This window comes from Pantoea sp. CTOTU46764 (assembly GCF_031974595.1).
In the GTDB taxonomy this organism is placed as follows: Bacteria; Pseudomonadota; Gammaproteobacteria; order Enterobacterales; family Enterobacteriaceae; genus Pantoea; species Pantoea trifolii.
In genome coordinates this window covers 1-22,738 of record NZ_DALYOQ010000074.1, presented here as the reverse complement: position 1 = coordinate 22,738, position 22,738 = coordinate 1, and the positions used below count along the sequence as shown (strand labels likewise).

Below are 22,738 nucleotides of genomic sequence, written 5' to 3'. Positions count from 1 at the left end.
CGAGGAACACCGAGAGAATGCCTTCCGAGTGCGGTGACAGCTGACCAGCGATTTTCTGCAGATCCATCATCGCCACGAATTCGTTGGAAACCAGTTTAGTTGCCATGATGCTGCCCACTTGCAGCGCTTCGTGTGAAGGAACGCCCATCACCCACGCAAATGGATAGAACACATAACCCAGCACGCCCTGGAAGCTGATGCCGAAAATCAGATCGAACAGCGCGTTCAGACCGGTGATTAAGGCGATAAAACCAATCAGCATCGCAGCGACGATCATCGCTACTTTAAAACCGGCGAGAATGTATTCGCCCAGCATTTCGAAGAAGCTCTGGCCTTTGTGCAGGTCCTGCAATTGCAGATCTTCTTCACTATCGACGCGGTACGGGTTAATCAGCGACAGCACGATAAAGGTGCTGAACATGTTCAATACCAGCGCGGCCACCACATATTTTGGCTGCAGCATGGTCATGTAGGCGCCGACAATCGACATGGAAACCGTCGACATGGCGGTCGCTGCCATGGTGTACATGCGACGCTGTGACATTTTGCCGAGGATATCTTTATAGGCGATAAAGTTTTCTGACTGTCCCAAAATCAGAGAGCTTACGGCGTTGAAAGATTCCAGTTTGCCCATACCGTTTACTTTTGACAGTACGGTACCAATACCGCGAATCACCCAAGGTAAGATGCGGAAGTGCTGCAAAATACCAATCAACGCAGAGATGAAGATGATTGGGCAAAGCACGTTGAGGAAGAAGAAGGCGAGACCTTTTTCACTCATATTGCCAAACACGAAGTTGGTGCCTTCGGCGGCATATTTGAGCAGATGATCAAAGAACCCAGCGAAGCCCTGCACGAAGCCGAGACCGATGGAGGAGTTCAGGAAGAACCACGCCAACAACAATTCGATCACCAGAAGCTGTACGATAAAACGAAGACGGATGCTTTTACGATCGTTGCTGACCAGCAAGGCCAGCACCGCTACCACCACTAGTGCTAAAATAAAATGCAAAACATGGGACATGTCGGCTCCAAATTTGAGGAGGGTTGTATTTTGTTGCGTATTCTATGTAACGCGTTACTTAAAAACGAGATCAAAACCACATTATAAGTATTCGCTATCGCGATTTTTCTCAGATAAGTCTGACCGCTCACAACCCCGTTACAAATCCATCACAAGAAATATCCACAAAAACATTGTCTATAAAATAACCCAAGAGTAGAGTCATTTGCGTTGCACGTATTTTTGGCAAGAACGGGCTTTACCGCAATGTATAGCAATGGCTATACTTCATAGCACCATCTATTAATACAATAACTATAACCACATTTCATCTGCCTTGAATGCCCCTTAAGCTGGTCGGGTCAACAAGCGTTAAGACAGGGTAAAACTATGCTAGAAAGCCGCACCGCTGAGCGCGCCGCTCGCGGAGCCAGAAAGATTAAACTCGCGCTGCTGGGTCCCGCTTTTATTGCGGCGATTGGCTATATCGATCCCGGCAACTTCGCGACCAACATTCAGGCCGGTGCCGCCTACGGCTACAAGCTGTTGTGGGTGGTGGTGTGGGCCAACGTCATGGCGATGCTGATCCAGCTGATGTCCGCCAAGCTCGGCATTGCCACTGGCAAAAATCTTGCAGAACACATCCGCGATCGCTTCCCGCGTCCGGCGGTGTGGTTCTATTGGGTGCAGGCAGAAATCATCGCCATGGCCACCGATCTCGCTGAATTTATCGGCGCGGCGCTCGGCTTCAAACTTTTACTCGGCATTTCGCTGCTGCAGGGCGCGGTGTTAACCGGTATCGCAACTTACCTGATTCTGATGCTGCAAAGTCGCGGCCAAAAGCCACTGGAATTGGTGATTGGCGGCCTGCTGCTGTTTGTGGCGGCGGCGTATATCGTGGAGCTGTTTTTCTCCCAGCCGAAAGTCAGTGAGCTGGTGGTTGGCATGGCGCTGCCATCGTTGCCGACGTCAGATGCGGTCTTCCTCGCCGCAGGCGTGTTAGGCGCTACCATTATGCCGCACGTCATTTATCTGCACTCGGCGCTGACGCAGCACGGTAATAAAGGCAGCAAGGCGCAACGCTACAGCTCAACCAAACTGGATGTGGCGATTGCCATGACCATCGCTGGCTTTGTGAATCTGGCGATGATGGCAACCGCCGCGGCAGCGTTCCACTTCAGCGGCCACTCCAGCATCGTCGATCTCGATCAGGCTTACTTAACGCTGCAACCGCTGTTGGGCGAAGCGGCGGCGATTGTGTTTGGTTTGAGTTTGGTGGCTGCCGGTCTCTCTTCAACCGTGGTCGGCACGCTGGCGGGACAAGTGGTGATGCAGGGCTTTATTCGTTTCCACATTCCGCTGTGGTTCCGCCGCACTATTACCATGTTGCCCTCATTTATTGTCATCTGGGCGGGCTGGGATCCCACGCGCATTCTGGTAATGAGCCAAGTGCTGCTGAGTTTCGGTATCGCACTGGCGCTAATTCCGTTGCTGTCATTTACCGGCAACCGCGAATTGATGGGTGATGAGATGGTGAACTCGCGCCTGATGCAGAATGCCGGACGGCTGATTGTGGTGCTGGTTATCGCCCTCAATCTCTATTTACTGGTCGGCGAAGCGCTCGGTTGGTAACGGCGTTAGAAAAGAAAAATCCCGCCATTGAGCGGGATTTTTTGTTTAGTGATGATGGTGATCGCGATGACCACGACGATCATCATGGCGATGATCGTGACGCCAATGGTCACGACGTTCACGCTCATGCCAGCGACGTTCGCGCTCACGTTCATAGGCGCGATGGCGCTTCCACTCTTCATGACGCCACCAGCGATGGTCATCGTAACGATAACGATCGTTCCACCAGCGCGGTTCACGCCAGCGACCGCCGTCCCAGTAATTACCGTGACGATCGCGATCGCCGAGATGCAGCGTAACGCCCGGACCCAAATTGATGGTGGCGCTGTCGGCTTGTGCTGTGCTGATAGCCAACGGGGATAAAGTTGCCAGCAAGGCGGCAAACAAAATGGCACGTTTCATAACTTCTCCTTTTCAGTAGCTTATCACTGCCACCGTTGCGCTAGTTTGCCACATCGGACCAGGTAAGCCTTGAGAATCAGTCTGAAAACGCTAAGGGAAATCTTAAATGAGAATTTTCTGCTGCGGAAAATGCCCGACACATGCCGGGCGGGTAAACGTTTACACTAAGATATTGTGGATGGTGTCGATCTCGTCCTGGCTCAGCACCGGCTGGCTCAACATCTCAACCGCATCATCAATTTGCGCAGTTTTGCTGGCGCCAATCAGCACCGAAGTAACACGCGCATCGCGCAACACCCAGCTTAGCGCCATCTGCGCCAGTTTCTGGCCGCGCTGTTGGGCAATCGCCTGCAGCTGGCGCACTTTTTCCATCTTCTCTTGCGTTAACTGGTTTTCATTCAGGAACTTACTGCCGCTGGCGATGCGCGAATCTTGCGGAATGCCCTGCAAATAGCGGTCGGTTAACACGCCACCCGCCAGCGGCGAGAAGGCGATACAGCCGACGCCGTTATCGCCCAGCACATCCAGCAAACCCTGCTCTGGCGTACGTTCAAACATTGAATAACGCGGCTGGTGGATTAGGCATGGCGTGCCGAGGTCGCGCAGAATCGCAATCGCTTCGGCGGCTTTGTCTGCCGGATAGTTAGAGATAGCGGCATACAGCGCTTTGCCCTGACGTACCACCTGATCCAGCGCGCGCATGGTCTCTTCCAGCGGCGTTTCAGGATCGGGACGATGGTGATAGAAGATATCAACGTACTCTAGTCCCATACGCTTCAGGCTTTGATCGAGGCTGGAAATCAGATACTTGCGTGAACCCCAATCGCCGTATGGGCCGTCCCACATGGTGTAACCGGCTTTGGTTGAGATCACCAGCTCATCGCGCAGCCCCTGAAAATCCTCGCGCAGAATGCGACCAAAGTTAGATTCAGCCGATCCCGGCGGTGGGCCGTAATTATTGGCGAGATCGAAATGGGTGATGCCGCGATCAAAGGCGTGGCGCAGCAGTTCACGGCTGTTATCAACGCGTGTTCTGTCGCCAAAGTTATGCCACAAACCCAGCGAAATCGCCGGTAACTTCAAGCCGCTACGGCCACTGCGACGGTATTGCATCTGTTGATAACGTTCGGGATGGGGAAAAGCAATCATGCAGCGTTCCTGTCTCAGTAGGGGAGAAAGTGACATCAGCATAGCAGTGTATGCGTTTACACTAAGGCGAAACGCGCCGAAGATCGCAACTTACAGAATTATCTATCGTCGTAACGAATGCTTGCCACAAATCAGCATCACACGATGGTGAATATCTCGCCAATTCAGCCACATCGCTAATACTCCTGATTATCCCCTTAACAAGGAGCTGTCGATGAAAACCCCCAACGTTGGCGATTATTTACTGCACCGATTACAGCAAAGCGGCATCCGACATCTGTTCGGCGTGCCGGGCGATTACAACCTGCAATTCCTCGACAGTGTAATTGCGCATCCCGAAATTGCCTGGGTTGGCTGCGCCAATGAATTGAATGCGGCCTATGCGGCAGATGGCTATGGGCGCTGCAACGGCGCGGCGGCACTGCTGACCACGTTTGGCGTCGGCGAGCTTAGCGCGATTAACGGCATCGCCGGCAGCTATGCCGAATATGTACCGGTGATTCATATCGTTGGCGCGCCCGCGAGTCAGGCGCAGCAGCAGGGCGATTGCGTGCACCATTCACTGGGTGATGGCGATTTTGGTCACTTCCTGCGGATGGCGCAGGAAGTGAGTGTGGCCTCTGCGGTATTGACGGCGGAGAACGCGGTGGCGGAGATCGATCGCGTTATCAGCGAGGCGCTAACGCAACATCGTCCCGGCTATTTATTGCTGGCGGTGGATGTGGCGGCGGCTGAGATTTCGCTGCCAGAGGAAAAAATTACAGCGGCAGACAGACATCAGCAGGTTGCCGCAGCCTTTGCTGATGCGGCAGAGCGCTTGCTGGCACCGGCGCAGCGCGTGGCGCTGTTGGCGGATTTCCTTGCCGCACGCTTGCAGTTGCAGCCGCAGCTTGAGGCGTTGCGCCAGCTGCGCGCGATTCCTGCCGCCACCTTATTGATGGGCAAAGGCGTGCTCAACGAGCAGCAGCCGGGTTACGTCGGTACTTACGCCGCGCAAGGCAGCAGCGATGCGGTGCGCCAGGCGATCGAAGATACCGACGTCACGCTGTGCGTCGGCGTGCGGTTTACCGATACCTTAACCGCCGGCTTCACGCAAAATCTGCCTGCCGAGCGCGTGATCGATCTGCAGCCGTTTCAGGCCACGGTCGCTGGCGAGGTGTTTGCGCCGTTAAGCATGCAGCAGGCGCTGGCGGCGCTGACGCCCATTTATCAGCGTCACTGCGCGCACTGGCGGCTGGCGGACGCGCCAGAGTGCGAAGAAAGTGAGCAAATTGCTGCGGCGGTAATCAGTCAGCAGGCATTCTGGCAGGCGATGCAGCGCTTCCTGCTGCCGGGTGATATTATCCTCGCCGATCAAGGCACTGCGGCCTTTGGCGCGGCGGCGCTGCGGTTACCGCAGGATGCGCAGTTGCTGGTGCAACCGCTGTGGGGATCGATTGGCTATACTTTACCCGCCACCTTTGGTGCGCAAACCGCGCAGCCGGATCGCCGGGTCATCCTGATCATTGGCGATGGCTCCGCGCAGCTGACGATTCAGGAGTTGGGTTCGATGCTTCGCGACGGCCAGCAGCCGATCATTTTCCTGATTAACAATGATGGCTACACGGTTGAGCGCGCGATTCACGGTGCTGAACAACGTTACAACGATATCGCGCAATGGAACTGGACCGCGCTGCCGCAGGCGCTGAGTCAAGAGTGTGCGGCGCAGAGCTGGCGCGTCAGCGAAACGGTGCAGCTGGACGCGGTGATGGCGCAATTAATGCGGAATCGGCGTCTGTCACTGGTGGAAGTGGTGATGGACAAACAGGATTTGCCGCCGCTGCTGCGTAAGGTCACGGCCGCACTGCATCAGCGTAATAGTGGCTAAATTTCGGAAAGTTGCCGCTGGGAAGTCGGGCAGGCGATCGGTAGGCTGTGCAGCATCTTTAAATGGATTACGCCCATCGTGCAGGTGGGCGTTGTTGTTTTATTGGCAGGCTTTTATAGTGTCCTGCAATTGTTTATGACCCAAGCGGAGCAGCAGAAGAATGACAACATACGCCCTGGTCGGCGATGTGGGCGGTACCAATGCCCGTCTCGCATTGTGTGAGGTAGAAAACGGTGCTATCTCGCAAGCCCAAACCTTCTCAACATCAGACTACGACAATCTTGAAGCGGTGATTCGTCACTATCTTGATGAGCAAAAACAGGATATTAAGCACGCTTGTATCGCCATTGCCTGTCCGATCACCGGCGATTGGGTAGAGATGACCAACCACGATTGGGCGTTCTCCACCAAAGTGATGAAAGAGCATCTGGCGCTGGAAAGCCTGGAAATCATCAATGATTTCACCGCCGTTTCGATGGCGATTCCGATGCTGAGCGAAAAGGAAGTGATTCAGTTTGGCGGCAAAGCGCCCGTTGAAGGCAAGCCTATCGCGATTTACGGTGCGGGCACCGGCCTCGGCGTCAGCCATTTGGTGCACGTGGATAAACGCTGGATCAGCTTGCCGGGCGAGGGCGGCCACGTTGACTTTGCGCCAAATAGCGAAGAAGAGGGTGACATTCTCGAAGTGCTGCGCGCGGAGATTGGCCACGTTTCGGCTGAACGCGTACTGTCCGGTGCCGGTTTGGTCAATCTGTATCGCGCCATCGTGAAGTCTGATGAGCGTGAGCCAGAAAACCTCAAGCCAAAAGATGTTACCGAGCGCGCGTTGCAAGACAGCTGCATCGATTGCCGTCGCGCACTGTCGCTGTTCTGCGTGATTATGGGTCGTTTCGGCGGCAACCTGGCGTTGAATCTGGGCACCTTCGGCGGCGTCTATATCGCCGGCGGTATTGTGCCGCGCTTCCTCGATTTCTTTAAAGCGTCCGGTTTCCGCGCGGCGTTTGAAGATAAAGGTCGCTTCCGCGATTACCTGGTTGATATTCCGGTGTATATGATCACTCACGATCAGCCGGGCTTGCTGGGCGCCGGTGCGCACCTGCGTCAGGTGCTGGGCCGCGAACTGTAAGCACGCAGGCGAGCGGCATCCGCCGTTCGCCTTATAACCTCATCAACTGCCGAAAGGCTTTCACCTTGCTGCGACTCACCGGCACCTGCGCATCCAAATCACGCAACTTAACCAAATAGGTATTGTTAAACCACGGCTCGATTTCACGAATCTTGCTCAGATTGACGCAGTAAGATCGATGGCAGCGGAAGAATTGCTGTTCCGGCAAACGGCTGCAGAATTCACTGATCACCATCGACATCACATAGGCTTCGCGCCGCGTGTAAACAAACGTCAGCTTCTCGTGCGCCTCAACGTAATAGATCTCGTTGATGTCGGTGACGATGATGCGTTCGTCTTTCACCAGATTGACGGTTTGTGGCGAGCTGGCCGCCGCGTTTTGCGGTTGCGACTGCTGCTGGGCGCTGGCTTCCAGTTTCTGCAGCATCGTCATGATGCGCGACTCGTGATACGGCTTGAGAATGTAGTCAAAGGCGTCCAGTTCAAACGCGTCAACCGCATGCTCTTTCCACGCGGTGATAAACACAATCAACGGCTTATGGGCAAACTGATTGATGTTTTGCGCCAGCAGCATGCCATCCAGCGACGGAATGTTGATGTCGAGGAAAATCACATCCACCCGATGATTCTGCAGATATTTCAGCACCTCAAGCCCATCATCAAAGCAGGCCTCAACGCTGATTTGGCTGTGTTGCTGAATCATCCAGCTTAACTCTTGCTGGGCGAGAAACTCGTCTTCAACGATGATGGCTTTCAAGTGGTAGTTTCCGTGGTAGGGCGCAGCGGCGCAGGTAGCGACTGACCATTCTTGCTAAGCGTAAAGGCGATTTCAGTGCCCGGATGATGGCGGGTGATAACCAACCCCTGACCAGACAGCAATTTTACGCGATGATGCACATTCAGCAGACCAATCTTGTTGCCGGGCATCTCATTACGCGCCACGCGGCTCATCACATCCTCGCTGATGCCGTCGCCGGTATCACGCACTGCGACGCGTACCCGATCGCCCAAATCTTTCACGCTCAGCGTTACCACGCCTTTGCCGCGACAAGGCTGAATACCGTGCACAATGGCATTCTCCACCAGCGGTTGAATCAGCAGGCTGGGCAGCGTGAAGTGCAGATCTTCATCCACGTCATAAATCATCGACAGCTTGTCGCCGAAACGCGCCTGCTCGATCGCGATGTAGTCCTTCACCTGCCACAACTCTTTCTTGATATCGATAAGCTCGTCATCGTTGAGTTCGAGGTTGTAGCGCAGATAACGCGACAGGTTGATCACCAACTGGCGCGCGGTGTCTGGATTAAGGCGAATCGATGAGGAAATAGCATTCAGCGCGTTAAACAGGAAATGCGGGTTAATTTTACTCTGCAGCGCGCGTAATTCAGCCTTGTTCGCCATTTCACGCAACTGCTCAGCCCGCGACACTTCCAGCTGGGTGGAGATGATTTGCGACAGCCCAATCGCCATCTCTTTCAGCGAACCGGTAATGCGATGCGCACGGCGATAATAGATTTTTAGCGTGCCGGTCACTTCCCCTTTTTCCCAAAGGGGAATAACCAACATCGAGTGAATATCTTTGGTGCGATGCGCCTCATCGTTGTTTTTGATGATGATTTTGCCGCTGGCGATCGCCTGCGCAGTGGTTGGGCTGATGGCATCATCGCCGTTGTGATAGTTCTGCTCGCCATAACCGACGTAAGCGAGAATCTGCTTGTTATTGGTGATGGCGACCGCATCGGCGTGAATGTCGCTGCGGATGATATCGCACACTTTGTGCAGCGACTGGCTATCAACCTGACGAAACAGCGGCAGCGTTTTGTTGGCGATTTCCAGCGCCAGCTTGGCCTGACGCGCCGCAATCGCCTCTTTCTCACCTTCAACGCTCTGTACCAGCAGCACGATTAAACCGATACTTGATGCGCCCAAAATCATTGGCAGCGCAATCTCAGACACAATCGCCAGGCCCAGCGTCATCGGCTTGGCCCACAATACAATCAGCAGCATGGTCAGGCTTTCGCACAACATGCCGCCGAGAATACCGGCGCGCCAGCGCTGCTCTTTACTTACCCGGCGATTAATCACGCCTGAGGCGATGCCGGCAATGATGCTGGTGATCAGGCAAGGCACCGCCGTGACGCCATCCATATCAATCAGATAGCGATGCAAACCGGCAATCACACCGGTGGCGATGCCCACCCAGGGACCGAACAGAATGCCGCCGGACATCACCGCAATGACACGCACATTGAGCAGCGAACCGTCGACGTTAATGCCCGACCAGGTGCTGAATAGCGCAAACAGCGAGAATATGGCCGTCACCACCACTTTTTCGCGTACCGAATGCTCATCTTTTTGCAGCAGCTGACGGAACACCCGCGTGCGAGTGAGAAAGAACAGGCAAATCAGCATCAGCGCCGCGCGGTCAAAAACCGCCAGCAGCATGTCGAAGTGGGAAGGCAAGGGCATCTCTCAGGCAAGAAACGGGAGGCTATGATAAAAAATGTGATCACGTTCCGCCAGCGCCACGGCAATCTGCAGACCTTTCTCGTAGTCGAGATCAATTTTTAACATGCCAGGTCGCCATAAATGGCAATCGCACTTCGCCTTTGTAGGGTCGCCATTCATGGCGACCTCCTCAAAAAGAGGAATACCTGACTCACAAAAAGAGGATTAGTGAAAGCGTGCGCCGATCGCTGGTTGTGAATACGCCGGTTTGCTATGTTGCCGTATAAAAAAAGGGGGGCTCAGCCATGCAATTACTCACTCCACGTTTATCCCTCAGCCGACTTCAGCCAGAAGACTGGCAGATTTTCAAAGCGGTACATCAGGACGCCGCCACCATGACGTGGGTCAGTGAAATTCCGGATGAAAACGATATCCGTCAACGCTTTAACGAGCGTCTGGCACCGTGGCAGGCGAGCAGTTTTCATATGCTGTGTTTGGTGGCGCGTATCCGGGAAAGTGGTGAGCCGATTGGCCTGTTTGGCTGTAGCGCCGAATGGCATCCGTATCGTCAGGCCGAAGTGGGTTACATGCTACGCGCAGCCTTTACCGGCTTGGGTTATGGCAGTGAAGCGCTCGACGCGCTGTGCCAGTTTTTACTGCAGGCAGAATTTCATAAGCTGAAAGCGATGGTGATTGAGGGGAATTGGCCGTCGCGCCGTATTCTGGAGAAGAATGGTTTCGCCCTTGAGGGCACGTTACGGGATAATTATCTGCTAAACGGCCAATGGGTAAGCGATTGGGTGTTTGGCCGCCTGAATCCAAATAATTAAAATTATTTTATTCCGCTCTCGACAATCTTGTTATCAGCGCGTTATGTTCTTGGTGCGGTCACCACAGTGACCCACGTCGCTCGGACGGTCCGGGCGCTTACGTAAACCAGAGGACATCATGGCTGATAACAGCACACCCCGTCGTTTCTCGCGTATTGAACGCCTTCCCCCGTATGTTTTTAACATCACCGCTGAATTGAAGATGGCTGCGCGTCGGCGCGGCGAAGACATTATCGATTTCTCGATGGGCAATCCGGATGGCCCCACGCCGCCGCACATCGTTGAAAAACTTTGCCAGGTGGCGCAGCGCGAAGACACGCACGGTTACTCAACCTCGAAAGGCATTCCCCGTTTGCGTCGCGCGATTTCGCGCTGGTACGCAGACCGTTATCAGGTGGAAATCGATCCGGAATCGGAAGCGATTGTCACCATCGGCTCGAAAGAGGGTTTGGCGCACTTGATGCTGGCCACGCTCGATCACGGCGACACCGTGCTGGTGCCGAATCCCAGCTATCCGATTCACATTTACGGCGCGGTGATTGCCGGTGCGCAGGTGCGTTCTGTTCCGCTGGTGGCGGGTGTTGATTTCTTCAACGAGCTGGAACGGGCGATTCGCGAAAGCTATCCCAAACCGAAAATGATGATTCTTGGCTTCCCGTCGAATCCTACGGCGCAATGCGTTGAACTCGATTTCTTCGAACGCGTCATCGCGCTGGCGAAGCAGTACAATGTGCTGGTGATCCACGATCTCGCCTATGCCGACATCACCTACGATGGCTGGAAAGCGCCATCGATTATGCAGGTGCCGGGCGCGCGCGATGTGGCGGTGGAATTCTTTACCCTGTCGAAAAGCTACAACATGGCGGGCTGGCGTATCGGCTTTATGGTCGGTAACAAAGAGCTGGTCTCGGCGCTGGCGCGTATCAAGAGTTATCACGATTACGGCACTTTCACGCCGTTGCAGGTGGCGGCGATAGCGGCGCTGGAAGGCGATCAACAGTGTGTGCGCGATATCGCTGAACAGTACAAACGCCGCCGTGATGTACTGGTGAAAGGCCTGCACGAAGCGGGCTGGATGGTCGATTTGCCGAAGGCGTCGATGTACGTCTGGGCGAAAATTCCCGATCACTACGCGCATCTTGGCTCGCTGGAGTTCGCCAAATTACTGATGCAGGAAGCCAAAGTGTGCGTCTCGCCGGGCATCGGTTTCGGTGATTACGGTGATACCCACGTGCGTTTCGCGCTGATTGAAAACAGCGATCGTATTCGTCAGGCGGTGCGGGGGATTAAATCGATGTTCCGTGCCGATGGCATTTTGCCGGGAACGGTGAAAGCGCTGGAAGAAGAAGAGGAATAACCATTAAGTGGGGCGACTCAGCGTCGCCCCGCCTGGCGGCTCTACAGCATCAGTACAAAAGTACCGACCCAAAGCAACAGGAAGAAAGAAATTCCCATCAAAGCGTATCTCACAAAACAACTCCTCTGAGCGGCTACCCGGCGGGCGATCCCAAACCCGCGTAACCCGAACAGAATAAGAGAAAGGTGGAGTTCATCATCGCTACACGCTTTCTTCTCAGGTCGCTCCAGGCAAGCCCGAAACAGGATCGAGGGCTAATTTACGCGGATTTGTCCCAAAAATAAATAGGCCGCTTCTGAGATATCGCTCACATTTTCAGCGGGTCTCAATCTCCGGTATCGCCGACATTCCCACGCGCAGTTTTGCCAGATCCGGCTGGTTCTCATCGAGCACAATTTTCACCGGTAAACGCTGTACCACTTTGGTGTAATTGCCGGTGGCGTTGTCCGGCGAAATGGCGGAAAAGGTCGCGCCCGTCGCCGGAGCAATGCTGTCGACGTGACCGCTGAATACCTTGCCTGGCAAGGCATCCACCTTCACGCTCACTTTCTGCCCTTGCTGCACATCCGCCAGCTGCGTTTCCAGATAATTAGCGGTGATATAGGTTTGCTGCAGCGGCACCACCGCCAGCAAACGCGTGCCTGCGCTGACGTAAGCGCCAAGACGCACTGAACGCTGACCGACCATGCCATCCACCGGCGCCACAATGCGCGTATAGGAAAGATTAAGCTGCGCCTGATCGACGCTGGCCTGCGCGGCAGTTACATCGGCGGCGGCCTGACGCACTGCAGCTTGCAGCACGCCAACTTGCTTGACGGCAGAAGCCAGCGCCGCTTCGCTCTGGCGTACGGTGGCCGAGGCGGAACGCTGCGTTGAGTTGGCTTTTTGCTGATCGTCCGCGGCGATGGTGCCACTTTTATACAGCTGGTTGTAACGCGCGGCGCTCTGTCCGGCGTACTGCGCTGAAGCCTGGCTCGCCGCTAACGTGGCTTTCGCCTGGTCGATAGTGGATTGCTGCTGTTCCAGCTGCGCCTGGCTACTCAAACGCTTCGCCTCGCTGACCTGCAAATTGGCCTGCGCAGTTTCTAACGCCACGCGGTAATCACGATCGTCGAGCGTGGCCAGCAGTTCGCCGGCCTTCACGCGCTGGTTATCCTGCACGTTGACGCTGGCAATGTAGCCGGAAACTTTCGGCGCAACCAGCGTGTAATCGGCATTCACATAGGCATCGGTGGTGCGGTGATCGTTGCCAGTCATCGATGACCATACAAAAAAGGCCATCGCCAATAACACCAGTAATAGGGCGCTCAACAGCACCGTTCTTTTCAGAGCAAAAGCTTGCATATCAATTATCTCGACGTCGTCGTAACAGGTTGAATCAGTGTTTGTGGTGGCCACACGCGTTTCGGCAGCCAGGCGGTTAACAGTAAAAGCAGGGCGGCGAAGGCAATCAGCATCTGGTAGCAATCACTCAGGCTCAGCACCATCGCCTGCTGCTTCAGCAAGGTGGCGAAGCCGCTGAGGTTTTCCGCGCTGCTAGCGCTGCCATCCGGCAGCAACGGCAAGCTGCTGCTGGATTGCGCGCTGTTCGGTGCGGTCATCAGCCACGCACGGCTGGCGGCGCTATCGACCAGCACGTTGGAGTGGAATTTTTCACGGTGACTGATAAACCACTCCACCAGCGTGCTGGCGGCGATGCTGGAGAAACCGCGCACGGTGTTGAACATCGCCGAGGCGAACGGGCCTTCCGGCGGCGTGACCACGCTGGTGGCGCTCATCAGCACTGGCAAAATCACCATCGGCTGACCGAACGCCTGCAGAATCTGTATCAGCCAGAAATTCTGCCGTGCCCAATCAGTCGTGATGTGCATGCCCATCAGGCAGGACGTCACCAACAGCGCCACGCCCGCCGTCAACATCCAGCGACAATCCACCCAGCGAATATTCAGCAGCGCGGCAACAAATGGGGCGATCAGCAGTTGCGGCAAGCCGATGGTCAACGCCAGCGGTGCAAACTGCAGCGTGCGGAAGCCTTGCACCTGCGCTAGATAGGCCGACGGCAGCGCTGAACCCGACAGCGACAAAATCAGCACGCCCGCCAGCACCAGCAAGCCGTGTGCGAGATTGCGCCGCCCCAGCATCTGTAATTTGAACAGCGGCAGCGGGTGAAACCATTCATTAATAAAGAACACAGTCAGCAACGCCAGCGCGCTGAATAATAGGCCGCTGAATAACGGCGATTCGAGCCAGTCGAGTCGTTCGCCCTGCGTCAGCGTCAGAATCAGCAGCGCGATACCGGAGCAGCCGGTCAGCATGCCGAACAGATCGATCTGTTTGAAACGCTCGAGGCGCAGCGGATCCTGCGGTATACCCCAGCTAATCAGTAGCATGGCAATCAGCATGGCCGGCACCACCTGCCAGAAGACAAACAGCCAGCTGACGTCATCGGTCCAGAACGCCGCCAGCGAAGCGGCCATATTCGGGCCAAAGGTGGCAGTCAGCGCATAACCCGCTAAACCGTATAATTTGATCGGCGGCGGCAGGAAGCGCAGTGCAACGGTCATCAGCATCGGCGGCAGCGCACCGCCAAATAATCCCTGCACCACGCGCAAGGCGATAAATAGCGTGGCATTGGGCATCAGCGGTAGCAGCAGGCCGCTCAGCATAAATCCGGCGGAAACGGTGAGCGCAAAGCGACGCAGCGAAAAGGTGACGGCGAACCAGGGCGCAATCATCATTGCCGCCACTTCAGCAGCCTGATAAGCGGAGATAATCCAGCTGCCTTGATCGTAACTGATGCCGATGGCGGCGCGGATATCGGCTAACGCGATATCGGTGACGCGATCGTTTAATCCCGATGTGAGCGCGGCAATCAGCACGCCAACCAATCCCAGCGCCAGGCGCAGAGTAAACGGATGGGGTGCCGGAGCCGCAATGGGCTGGGCGTTCATAGCAGGCTTCTCGTTATATTGTTGATGCAGTGTATTGCGATGTGATACAGATGGCATCTTACATATCGATATGCTGTATTGCAATGTGATACAGGGTGTAAAAGTGCGATCATTCGCGTTAAAGTAGGGCAGGCCAAAAAGGAACGCATCATGGTTGAACTTCCCTCAAGCCGTGAGGATGAAAAAGCGGGTGGCATTCAGGTCATCGCGCGTGCGGCAAAAATTCTGAATGCGCTGGGTGAACATCCCGGCGGCATGAGTTTGGGTGAAATTGCGCAGGTGGTTGATCTGCCGCGCTCGACGGTGCAGCGCATTATTGGCGCGCTGGACAGCGCACAGCTGGTGCGCAGCAGCGGTGCCGGCGGTTTACGTCTCGGTCCGGCGTTGCTCAAGCTGATCTCCAGCGTGCACAGCGACGTGGTGGAAATCGTGCGTCCGTTCCTCGAACAACTCTCTGCCGAAATCAATGAAACGGTATCGCTGGCGCGGGCCAGCGGCACGCAATTGGCGATCGTGCATTATGTGGTGGCCTCGCGCGAACTGCGTGTGGTGCCGCGCATGGGTCTGAATCTGCCGCTTTACAGCACATCGGGCGGCCGCGCGTTGCTGGCGCTGGAGAGCGATGAAGATGTGCGCGTGATGGTGGGCGAAGCCTATAAAGAGTTAACCGAGATGACGGTGAAAACCCTGCCGCAATTGCTGGAGCTGATTGCCGAAGTGCGCGCCAGCGGATTAGCGATCGATCGCGGCGAGACGCTGGAGGGCATTTCGACCATGGCGGTTGCCATTGATACGCTGTTTGGCCGCTTCTCTATCTCATTGCTGGTGCCGACGGCGCGTTTTCATAAGCAGGAAGCGCACTATCGTGAGCAAATCATCAAGTGCAAAGACGCCTTGATTCGTGAAATTGGCAAAATGACCGCTGTGGAAGGATAACCAACTGATGAAAACCTTGCTGATGGCCATCGATAACTCTCCGGTGGCGGAAAAAGTGATTGCGTTGACCATTGAACAGGCGCTGGCGCATCAGGCGCAGGTCACGGTGCTGTGCTGCGTGGATCCCGCTTACTCCTCCTGTAATCAACCGATTGAGATTGACGCCGGTGAAGATCCGGATGATTTTGTGGCGGCGAAAGATGAGCAGAACACCGCCGAAATGGTGGTGCGTCACGCGCTGGCGCCGCTGCTGCGCGCGGGCGTGGCGGCGAAGGGATTGATTCTGGCCGGTGAAGCGGCGGAAACCATTGTGGCGCAATCCACACTTTTGCAGGCCAGCATGATCATCATGGGGCGTCGCCATTTGTCACCGTTTAATCGTCTGCTGAAAGGGTCGGTCAGCGCCGCAGTGATTGAGCGCGCCAATTGCCCCGTTTTAATTGATGTACGTAAGGATTAACCCCGCTCGATGCTCTCGCTTTTTCCGATTACGCTAGCGGCGTTCGCGCTGCTGGCGATCATTATTATTCTGCTGGTGCGCACCACTTCGCTGAGACTGTGGCAAGGCGTGCTGTTGTTTATCTTGCCGCTGATTCTGGCGAATCTGCTGTGGTTCAGCTGGCTGCACCCGCGTCAGGAGCGTCAGGCGCTGGTGGAAGAGGTGGCAACCCAACTCAGCCTCGCGCCCGGTTATCGTCTGCTAAAAATTCAGGAACCGGCATTGTGGCAGTTGCTCAATCGCGAACTGCTGCATAAACGACTGGAAGGCGTTCCCGCCGATCAGGCGCTGGGAGATATGCGCGGCTGGTTGATGGATTTGGTCAATCAGCGTCTGACGCGTGCCAGCGATGCTGCGATCATTGACTACATCCGCGTCTCGGTCGAGGAGATGCAGGCACTGCAGCAGCAGGAACCGCAGCGCTGCTTCCGTTTCCTCTATCCGCAGGTGAATGGCGGCGTCAATTTGCAACAGGTGCTGTCACCGGAATTGAATCAGCGCGATGCGCAGGCGCTCGAAACGCTGCTACAGCAAAGCACCGGCAATGAACAGCCGCTGGATCAGGCTGCGGCGCAGCGCGATCTGCAAAGCGTGGTGGAAAAACTCTATGGCAAGTGGGGCGATAGGCTGCAACAGCTGAACATGCCAGCGGATACCGCGGTCGATCGCGGTGCGATGTGTGCGATGTCGATTGATCTCTACAGCGGCATTCTCGCATTGCCTGACAAACAAGCGGCCAATCTTTTACGTAAAATGGTCAGCCTTACCGGTTAGCGGGCAAAAAAAAGCCCGCTCAGCGCGGGCATGAAGGTCACTATCAGTATGTTTATTATTAACTCACCTGGTGTGGTGCAGACTTCGTTTTGTCTGGGTACATAATCGCACCACTGAGTTGATAAGAGAAACCGTTTGGTTTTATCGATTTGATTGGCAAAAGCTTCAATAATCCCGAACATTTCGCGCTTAATTCCTATAGATAAGCGCGGCGTTGCATTTTAGACTGCGACGCTTTAGAGGAAACCCTAATGAAAAAAATGCTTATTAGCGCATTGGCGCTTTTTATGCTGGCCGGTTGTAGCGTCAGCAAACCAGGAGGATTTGAGCGTGTCGATGAAGATACCAGCTCAAATACCGTGCAGTATCGTTACGATCCGCACACGCTGAATAAAGACGCAATGGAGATCGACCTTGCGAATTATTGCAGTCAGCGTGGATTTGATAAGGTGGAATCACTGCCGTCGCAAAATAGCCATTTGCCCGGATTAAAGAAAGCCTGGTATCAATGTAATTACGCGGTAAAAAGCTAAAAAAATAGGGCGGGATAATTTCCCGCCCTTTTTATTTTCTTATTATTTGCTGTGTATGTTCTTTGCCCAACTATCTGCGGTGTCCATAACCGCCGTGCCCATGATGCCAGCCGCCGCCACCATGATGGCCCCAACCTGGGCCGCCGCCTCCACGATGATGATCGATAATACAGCCACTCAACATCGTCATAATGGCTACAACCGATGCAACCTTAATAACTTTCTTCATGGAGAGTCCTCCTCTGTTCCAATGACGCCAGATTACAGGGGAATAGTGGAGTGAAGATGCAGGAAATGTAGAGTTATTGCTGAATGTATTACGGAGTGTGTCAATTAAATGCTAAAAAAGTCGCGGGGTAAAATAAACCAATCGGAATAAGCTGAATGCCTGCTAATAATAACGAGATTACTCCGAAAGGCAAGGGTTAATAATAGTGGTTCTCAATTAACGCTTTATTGTGGATCAATTGTGGAGGAATGGGATGCCGCAAATTGATACGGCATCCCAGCGAACTTAATTATGCAGTAAAGGTTCTGCCACGTTTTGGCGATTTGGCAGACGGATACTCAGCGACAACACCAGCGAAATCACCAGCAAGGTCATAATCAGGCTGAAAGTAACGGTGAAGCCACCAAAGGCGGAAGCCACCAGTGAACCCAGCACGCTGCCGATACCGAAGCCAAGGTAAATCAATCCATAGTTCTTCGTCAGGTTGTTCAGACCAAAGAAATCGCTGACCAGCGACGGGAAAACGGTGATGGTGCCACCGAAACTGAAGGCCACGCAGGCTAAGGAGAGGAAGAAGGTCGATTCGTTCATATGGGTGAACAGCAGAATGCTCATGCCCACCAGCGAGACAATTTGCGCCAGCGTAATCACACGGATGCGCGCCATTTTATCCGACAGCACGCCGAGAATCAGGCGACCGCTGAGGTTGGCAATCGCAATCACCGTAACCGCATTCGCTGCCGTCTGCGCGCTAAGATGCACCATGCCTTCACCGATATCTTTCGCCACGCCAATCACGTATAGGCCGCTCATGCATGCGGTTAGGAACATTAGCGCCAGCATCCAGTACTGTGGTAAACGTACCGATTGCGCCAGCGTGTAATCTTTCGCTTCCAGCTGCGTATTGCCGCTGCTCTTCTGCATCGGCGCATCACGCATCAGCAACGCGCCGACAATAATCATGCTCATCGCCAGCAAGCCCCAGATCATGAAGGTATTCTCCAGACCTTGTGCGCTCAGCAGTGCACCGCAGATGAATTTGAAGCCAAGGCTGCCCAACCCATACGCACCAATTGAACAGGCCGAAATGAGCCCTTTGCGCTCCGGAAACCACTTCACGCAGTTAGAGAGCGTCATCAGATATCCGGCACCATCGGCCAGTCCCACCAATATCCCGGCGCTGAGGTAGAGCATCATCAGATTATCGGCATGCGCGGTCAGCCAGAAACCGACAGCCATCAAAATGCCCGCGCCGAGGGTGACGTTGCGCACGCCAAAGCGTTCCTGCAGTTTTCCGGCAAGTGAAGAAGCGATCGCCAGGCCAAGACTGAGCAAACCGAACGAGAACGCCACTTCACTGATGGGCGCATCCAGCTTATTCGCCAGCGGGCCGTTAAACAGGCTCCAGGTATAAACCGAGCCCAAAGCGAACTGCGTGATAATGGTGCCGATAAGGGTCAACGTGCGGGTACGTTGGTAATTCGCGGGGGTTGCTGTTGTCATTTTTATCTCTCACTCGAGAAAGCGGAATCTGTGGAGATAATAAGTTGCTCTCGCGCGTGCGGGGGAAACCGTGGCGTGAATGCACCCGACGGTGGAATGAAATGCAGCTAGACGGGTATGAATGACATTGTGATGACAGTAAGTGATGTCATTTAAAGCGTAGCGGTTGCTACGGGTAACCATGTGTAAGCATTTGTATCGATCGCGCCATAATGCCTGCAAAGTCGCGGATGTTTGCCAGGCTTAAAATTCATTCAAGAGGAGGAAATATGAAAGACCGAACATATGAATCCGCGTCTAATGAGGATGAGGTTTGCTGCATTATCGGTCAGGCGGTGATCGAGTTAAGCGATGAGCATCAACCAGTGAACAAATCCACGTTGTCGCTGAAATTACTGGCAATGGCCGACCGCGACAAAGATGATGAACGCGTCCTGCTTTACTGGATTGCCAGAAAAGCCATAACTAAACCTCACCAGCTCAATATCGGCGTTCAGGGCTGGCGTTAGAGGAACAAAAGAGCGGGCGCAATGCCCGCTCTCGTTATTTATGCGGTACGTAATCGACCCAGCGTCGGCCAGCGCACAAACATCACCATATTCCCCGCCAATATCATCACCAATCCGACAATTGCATTGCTATGCCAGTGATAACCTTCATAAAGCGTGGAGAGCGTCAGCGCCACCAGCGGGAACAGCAAGGTGCTATAGGCGGCCTGACTGGCACCAATGCGACCAACTAGGGTGAAGTAGGCACCAAATCCCAATACCGAACCCAATATTGCCAGATAACTCATCGCACCCAACCACTGCATATTTAGCGCGGGTGCCAGTGAATCGCCATTCACTAACGCCAGTGCGGCCATCACCAAAGCGCCATACAGCATCGCGTAGCTATTGGTGGTCAGAATATCGAGCTGACGACGCTGATGGCGCAGCGAAATCATATTGCCGAAGGAGAAGCCCAGCGTGCCAAGCGCGCTGAGGCCCACTCCCCACAGCAATTCGGGAGCGGGATGCGCCGCCTGAATATCATTCCAGAACAGGGCAACAATGCCGCCCACACCAAGCACCGCCGCTGGCAACAGGCGAAACGATGGGCGCTGACGGAAGAAGATCCAGCTGTTGAGCGCGTTATACAGCACGGCCATCGAGAAAATCACCGACTCCAGTCCGCTGCTGATCCACGCGGCAGCATGATAGAAGCAGACAAAGTTGAAGCCAAACACGCAGCAACCCTGCAGCAGACAAAACAGATGATCGCGCTTATCCAGCGTTCGCAGCCGACGCAGCAGTTTGAGGACCGCCAGCATCACCAGCGACGCCAGTAAGAAACGCCAAAATACCGCCACCAGAACCGGCGTGTCAGCCGCTTCCTGCTGCAGGAAAATGGCAATCCAGGTAGTTCCCCAAATCATCACCACGGCAAGGTATAACATCACATTCATAACGCACTCTCCGACACAATCTGGCCCGCAGTGTGGCGTGAAAAGCAACGCGCGGCTTGCACGTTTTTGCGCGGCAATTGCAAAATCTTGCGCTTTTTACTTTTGCGTCCGGCTGTGACCTGTTTTCTGTCTGCGGAGATCCGTACACTGGGCGCTCATGAACTGCGAGTGATATCAACCATGGCTGATTACCAGACCTTCAACATGCTCCAGCGCCACAAAGCGCAGCTGCGCGACAGCGTGCAGTTGTCGAGCGGCATTAAGCTGGCGGCCTGGTTTAACAGCGGCGACCGCGTCACCAATCTTAGCGATCATCACACGCTGAGCTTGTATACCGCCGACGGCTATGAAACCTGGCATAAAACCCAGCACGGCTGGCGCAACGGCGGCGGCCCGGATCGCTTTTGCCTGATGCCCAGCGGAGTGGAATCGGTGTGGGATATTCGTGCCGATTTATCGTTTGTGCATCTCTACTGCACCGATGAACATCTGCGCCATCTGGGCGAACAGATCTGGGACCGCAGTCCGTCGCAGCTCAATCTGCATGAAAAGATCTTCGCGGCGGACGATCGTATCACTCAACTTTATCGCCACTTCTTGCTGAGCACCGATTGGCAGCAGCCGGCGAATCAATTGATGCTAAGCAGCGCATCAACGTTGCTGATGACGCATTTGTTGCAACGCTACAGCGATGTGCAATGGCAAGCGCCGCAGGTGCGTGGTGGATTGGCCCCCGCCGTGTTGCGGCGAGTGATGGCATATATTGATGCGCAGCTTGATCAGCCATTAACGCTGGCGCAGCTGGCCGCCGAAGCGGCGCTGAGCGAATACCATTTTGCACGCATGTTCCGTAGCAGCGTTGGCGAGGCACCGCACCAATATGTGATGCGCCGCCGCATGGATGCTGCGTTACAGCTGCTGAAATTCAGCCGTTTACCGCTAACAAAAATCGCGCTGCGCTGCGGTTTTCACTCCTCAAGCCACTTCAGTAACCGCTTTCGTCAACTGCATGGCGTGACGCCGTCGGCATGGCGACACGATCAGGCCTGATTACGATCTCACTCTTAAACCGATGTAATCAGCTGCAATAACCCCTGTTTTTTTCTGAACACATCTCTCAGTTAGGCCTTCTCACACTCTGTAAGGCATTTTTTCCATGGATTTTGGAGTAGGATTCTTTGCAGGAAAATTAAGCTATCACATTGATTATAATGACAAGTTACGAGAGGCCGTAATTATGGAAAAGCGCGTGTCAAAGCTGGAAGCGGATATTGATGGTCTTAAAACCGATATGGCCCAGGTGAAAATGGACATTGCGGTAATCAAATCGAATTACGTCACCAAAAGTGAATTTCATCAGGAGATCGGCAAAATTCACCAGGAGATCAGCAAACAGACGAAATGGATCGTGGCGGGCATGATGAGCACTGCAGGTATGACGCTGGGGCTGGCTCGCTGGTTGTTTTAAGTGAATGATTAAGGAGTGAACATGGAAAAGCGCGTATCAAAGCTGGAAGCGGATATCGACGATATCAAAACCGATATGGCTGTCATGAAGACAGACATTGCGGTGATCAAGTCGAATTACGTCACCAAGAGCGATCTTTATCAGGAGATTGGCAAAGTGCATCAGGATATTGGGAGAATTCATCAGGAATTAAGTAAACAGACAAAATGGATTGTCGCGGGGATGCTGAGCACTGCGGGCATGACGCTGGCACTGGCTCGTTGGCTGTTCTGAGGGAATTAATGACCAAGGAGTGAACATGGAAAAGCGCGTTTCAAAGCTGGAAGCGGATATCGACGATATCAAAACCGATATGGCGCTAATGAAAACAGATATTGCAGTGATCAAATCGAATTACGCCACTAAAAGTGATCTTCATCAGGCGATAAACCAGCAAACGAAATGGATTGTAGCGGGAATAATGAGTACCGCGGGACTGACACTTGCTCTGGCGAGATGGCTGTTTTAAGCGGGAAACGATGAGAATCTGGTGTCCCCTGCAGGAATCGAACCTGCAACTAGCCCTTAGGAGGGGCTCGTTATAT

24 protein-coding genes are annotated in these 22,738 nt (G+C 54.3%); 14 read left to right on the top strand and 10 right to left on the bottom strand.

The genetic code is table 11. From position 1 onward, the window contains the following. A partial coding sequence (locus tag RTM06_RS19245) for a nucleoside transporter C-terminal domain-containing protein (protein ID WP_312184326.1) occupies positions 1-1,024 on the bottom strand: 1,024 nt, incomplete at its 3' end. 369 nt (positions 1,025-1,393) lie between these two features. Here RTM06_RS19245 and RTM06_RS19240 point away from each other — a divergent pair. Further along, the gene (locus RTM06_RS19240; RefSeq protein WP_008101352.1) at positions 1,394-2,635 is read left to right on the top strand and encodes an Nramp family divalent metal transporter; all 1,242 of its coding nucleotides are present in this window, start codon (positions 1,394-1,396) and stop codon (positions 2,633-2,635) included. A gap of 45 nt (positions 2,636-2,680) precedes the next feature. On the opposite strand, the gene RTM06_RS19235 is transcribed toward RTM06_RS19240, so the two are convergent. Together RTM06_RS19235 and mgrA are read right to left on the bottom strand one after the other, a co-directional pair. Then, a complete protein-coding gene (locus RTM06_RS19235) occupies positions 2,681-3,037 on the bottom strand; it encodes a DUF2502 domain-containing protein (protein WP_312184324.1) in 357 nt (118 codons plus the stop codon). Positions 3,038-3,196: 159 nt separating this feature from the next. Continuing rightward, entirely contained in the window at positions 3,197-4,186 is a 990-nt protein-coding gene (gene mgrA, locus RTM06_RS19230; protein ID WP_312184322.1) for an L-glyceraldehyde 3-phosphate reductase, read from the bottom strand. A 214-nt stretch (positions 4,187-4,400) separates the two neighbouring features. Here mgrA and RTM06_RS19225 point away from each other — a divergent pair, with 214 nt between their 5' ends. Both RTM06_RS19225 and glk read left to right on the top strand, forming a co-directional pair. Next, positions 4,401-6,053 (top strand): alpha-keto acid decarboxylase family protein, encoded by a 1,653-nt coding sequence (locus RTM06_RS19225; protein WP_312184320.1) that lies wholly within the window; start codon positions 4,401-4,403, stop codon positions 6,051-6,053. 160 nt (positions 6,054-6,213) lie between these two features. After that, positions 6,214-7,179, top strand: a complete 966-nt coding sequence (gene glk, locus RTM06_RS19220; RefSeq protein WP_265300362.1) for a glucokinase — start codon at positions 6,214-6,216, stop codon at positions 7,177-7,179. A gap of 31 nt (positions 7,180-7,210) precedes the next feature. Here the strand turns inward: glk and RTM06_RS19215 are convergent, their stop codons facing one another. Beyond that, complete coding sequence (locus RTM06_RS19215) at positions 7,211-7,936, bottom strand: LytR/AlgR family response regulator transcription factor (protein ID WP_008101343.1); 726 nt, start codon at positions 7,934-7,936, stop codon at positions 7,211-7,213. Then, positions 7,933-9,624, bottom strand: a complete 1,692-nt coding sequence (locus tag RTM06_RS19210; RefSeq protein ID WP_293793441.1) for a sensor histidine kinase — start codon at positions 9,622-9,624, stop codon at positions 7,933-7,935. The genes RTM06_RS19215 and RTM06_RS19210 overlap by 4 nt, the downstream gene beginning before the upstream one ends. Before the next feature lie 308 nt (positions 9,625-9,932). On the opposite strand from RTM06_RS19210, the gene RTM06_RS19205 reads away from it, so the two are divergent. Together RTM06_RS19205 and alaC are read left to right on the top strand one after the other, a co-directional pair. Further along, on the top strand, positions 9,933-10,457 hold the full coding sequence (locus RTM06_RS19205; RefSeq protein WP_061717889.1) for a GNAT family N-acetyltransferase: 525 nt from the start codon (positions 9,933-9,935) through the stop codon (positions 10,455-10,457). Between the two features lie 118 nt (positions 10,458-10,575). After that, positions 10,576-11,814: an alanine transaminase gene (gene alaC / locus RTM06_RS19200; protein ID WP_008101332.1), complete on the top strand. Its 1,239-nt coding sequence runs from the start codon at positions 10,576-10,578 to the stop codon at positions 11,812-11,814. A gap of 41 nt (positions 11,815-11,855) precedes the next feature. Here alaC and ypdK read toward each other — a convergent pair whose 3' ends face one another. From ypdK to RTM06_RS19185, 3 genes are all read right to left on the bottom strand, one after another. Beyond that, positions 11,856-11,927: a membrane protein YpdK gene (gene ypdK / locus RTM06_RS19195; RefSeq protein ID WP_099686956.1), complete on the bottom strand. Its 72-nt coding sequence runs from the start codon at positions 11,925-11,927 to the stop codon at positions 11,856-11,858. 202 nt (positions 11,928-12,129) lie between these two features. Then, positions 12,130-13,158 carry an HlyD family secretion protein gene (locus RTM06_RS19190; RefSeq protein ID WP_312184316.1) on the bottom strand — a complete coding sequence of 343 codons (1,029 nt, stop codon included), beginning with the start codon at positions 13,156-13,158 and terminating at the stop codon, positions 12,130-12,132. Positions 13,159-13,163: 5 nt separating this feature from the next. Then, entirely contained in the window at positions 13,164-14,765 is a 1,602-nt protein-coding gene (locus RTM06_RS19185; RefSeq protein WP_312184314.1) for an MFS transporter, read from the bottom strand. A gap of 150 nt (positions 14,766-14,915) precedes the next feature. On the opposite strand from RTM06_RS19185, the gene RTM06_RS19180 reads away from it, so the two are divergent. The 4 genes from RTM06_RS19180 (at position 14,916) to RTM06_RS19165 (ending at position 17,507) form a co-directional block, all read left to right on the top strand. Continuing rightward, entirely contained in the window at positions 14,916-15,701 is a 786-nt protein-coding gene (locus tag RTM06_RS19180) for an IclR family transcriptional regulator (protein WP_256697021.1), read from the top strand. Positions 15,702-15,708: 7 nt separating this feature from the next. Further along, positions 15,709-16,161 (top strand): universal stress protein, encoded by a 453-nt coding sequence (locus RTM06_RS19175; protein WP_008101323.1) that lies wholly within the window; start codon positions 15,709-15,711, stop codon positions 16,159-16,161. Between the two features lie 9 nt (positions 16,162-16,170). Beyond that, a complete protein-coding gene (locus RTM06_RS19170; RefSeq protein WP_008101321.1) occupies positions 16,171-16,974 on the top strand; it encodes a hypothetical protein in 804 nt (267 codons plus the stop codon). A gap of 251 nt (positions 16,975-17,225) precedes the next feature. After that, on the top strand, positions 17,226-17,507 hold the full coding sequence (locus RTM06_RS19165; RefSeq protein ID WP_008101319.1) for a membrane lipoprotein lipid attachment site-containing protein: 282 nt from the start codon (positions 17,226-17,228) through the stop codon (positions 17,505-17,507). 514 nt (positions 17,508-18,021) lie between these two features. Here RTM06_RS19165 and RTM06_RS19160 read toward each other — a convergent pair. After that, a complete protein-coding gene (locus tag RTM06_RS19160) occupies positions 18,022-19,239 on the bottom strand; it encodes an MFS transporter (RefSeq protein WP_293792790.1) in 1,218 nt (405 codons plus the stop codon). 269 nt (positions 19,240-19,508) lie between these two features. On the opposite strand from RTM06_RS19160, the gene RTM06_RS19155 reads away from it, so the two are divergent. Then, positions 19,509-19,748: a hypothetical protein gene (locus RTM06_RS19155; protein ID WP_008101313.1), complete on the top strand. Its 240-nt coding sequence runs from the start codon at positions 19,509-19,511 to the stop codon at positions 19,746-19,748. A gap of 38 nt (positions 19,749-19,786) precedes the next feature. Here the strand turns inward: RTM06_RS19155 and RTM06_RS19150 are convergent, their stop codons facing one another. After that, entirely contained in the window at positions 19,787-20,686 is a 900-nt protein-coding gene (locus RTM06_RS19150) for an EamA family transporter (RefSeq protein ID WP_312184308.1), read from the bottom strand. A 180-nt stretch (positions 20,687-20,866) separates the two neighbouring features. Between RTM06_RS19150 and RTM06_RS19145 the strand changes: the two genes are divergently transcribed. The 4 genes from RTM06_RS19145 (at position 20,867) to RTM06_RS19130 (ending at position 22,662) form a co-directional block, all read left to right on the top strand. Continuing rightward, positions 20,867-21,736: a helix-turn-helix transcriptional regulator gene (locus RTM06_RS19145; protein ID WP_312184306.1), complete on the top strand. Its 870-nt coding sequence runs from the start codon at positions 20,867-20,869 to the stop codon at positions 21,734-21,736. Positions 21,737-21,842: 106 nt separating this feature from the next. Next, positions 21,843-22,154, top strand: coding sequence for a hypothetical protein (locus tag RTM06_RS19140; RefSeq protein ID WP_312184304.1), 312 nt, complete (start codon positions 21,843-21,845; stop codon positions 22,152-22,154). A 21-nt stretch (positions 22,155-22,175) separates the two neighbouring features. After that, the gene (locus tag RTM06_RS19135) at positions 22,176-22,427 is read left to right on the top strand and encodes a hypothetical protein (protein WP_210081370.1); all 252 of its coding nucleotides are present in this window, start codon (positions 22,176-22,178) and stop codon (positions 22,425-22,427) included. Between the two features lie 25 nt (positions 22,428-22,452). After that, positions 22,453-22,662 (top strand): hypothetical protein, encoded by a 210-nt coding sequence (locus RTM06_RS19130; protein ID WP_137386226.1) that lies wholly within the window; start codon positions 22,453-22,455, stop codon positions 22,660-22,662. The last annotated feature ends 76 nt before the right edge of the window (positions 22,663-22,738 follow it).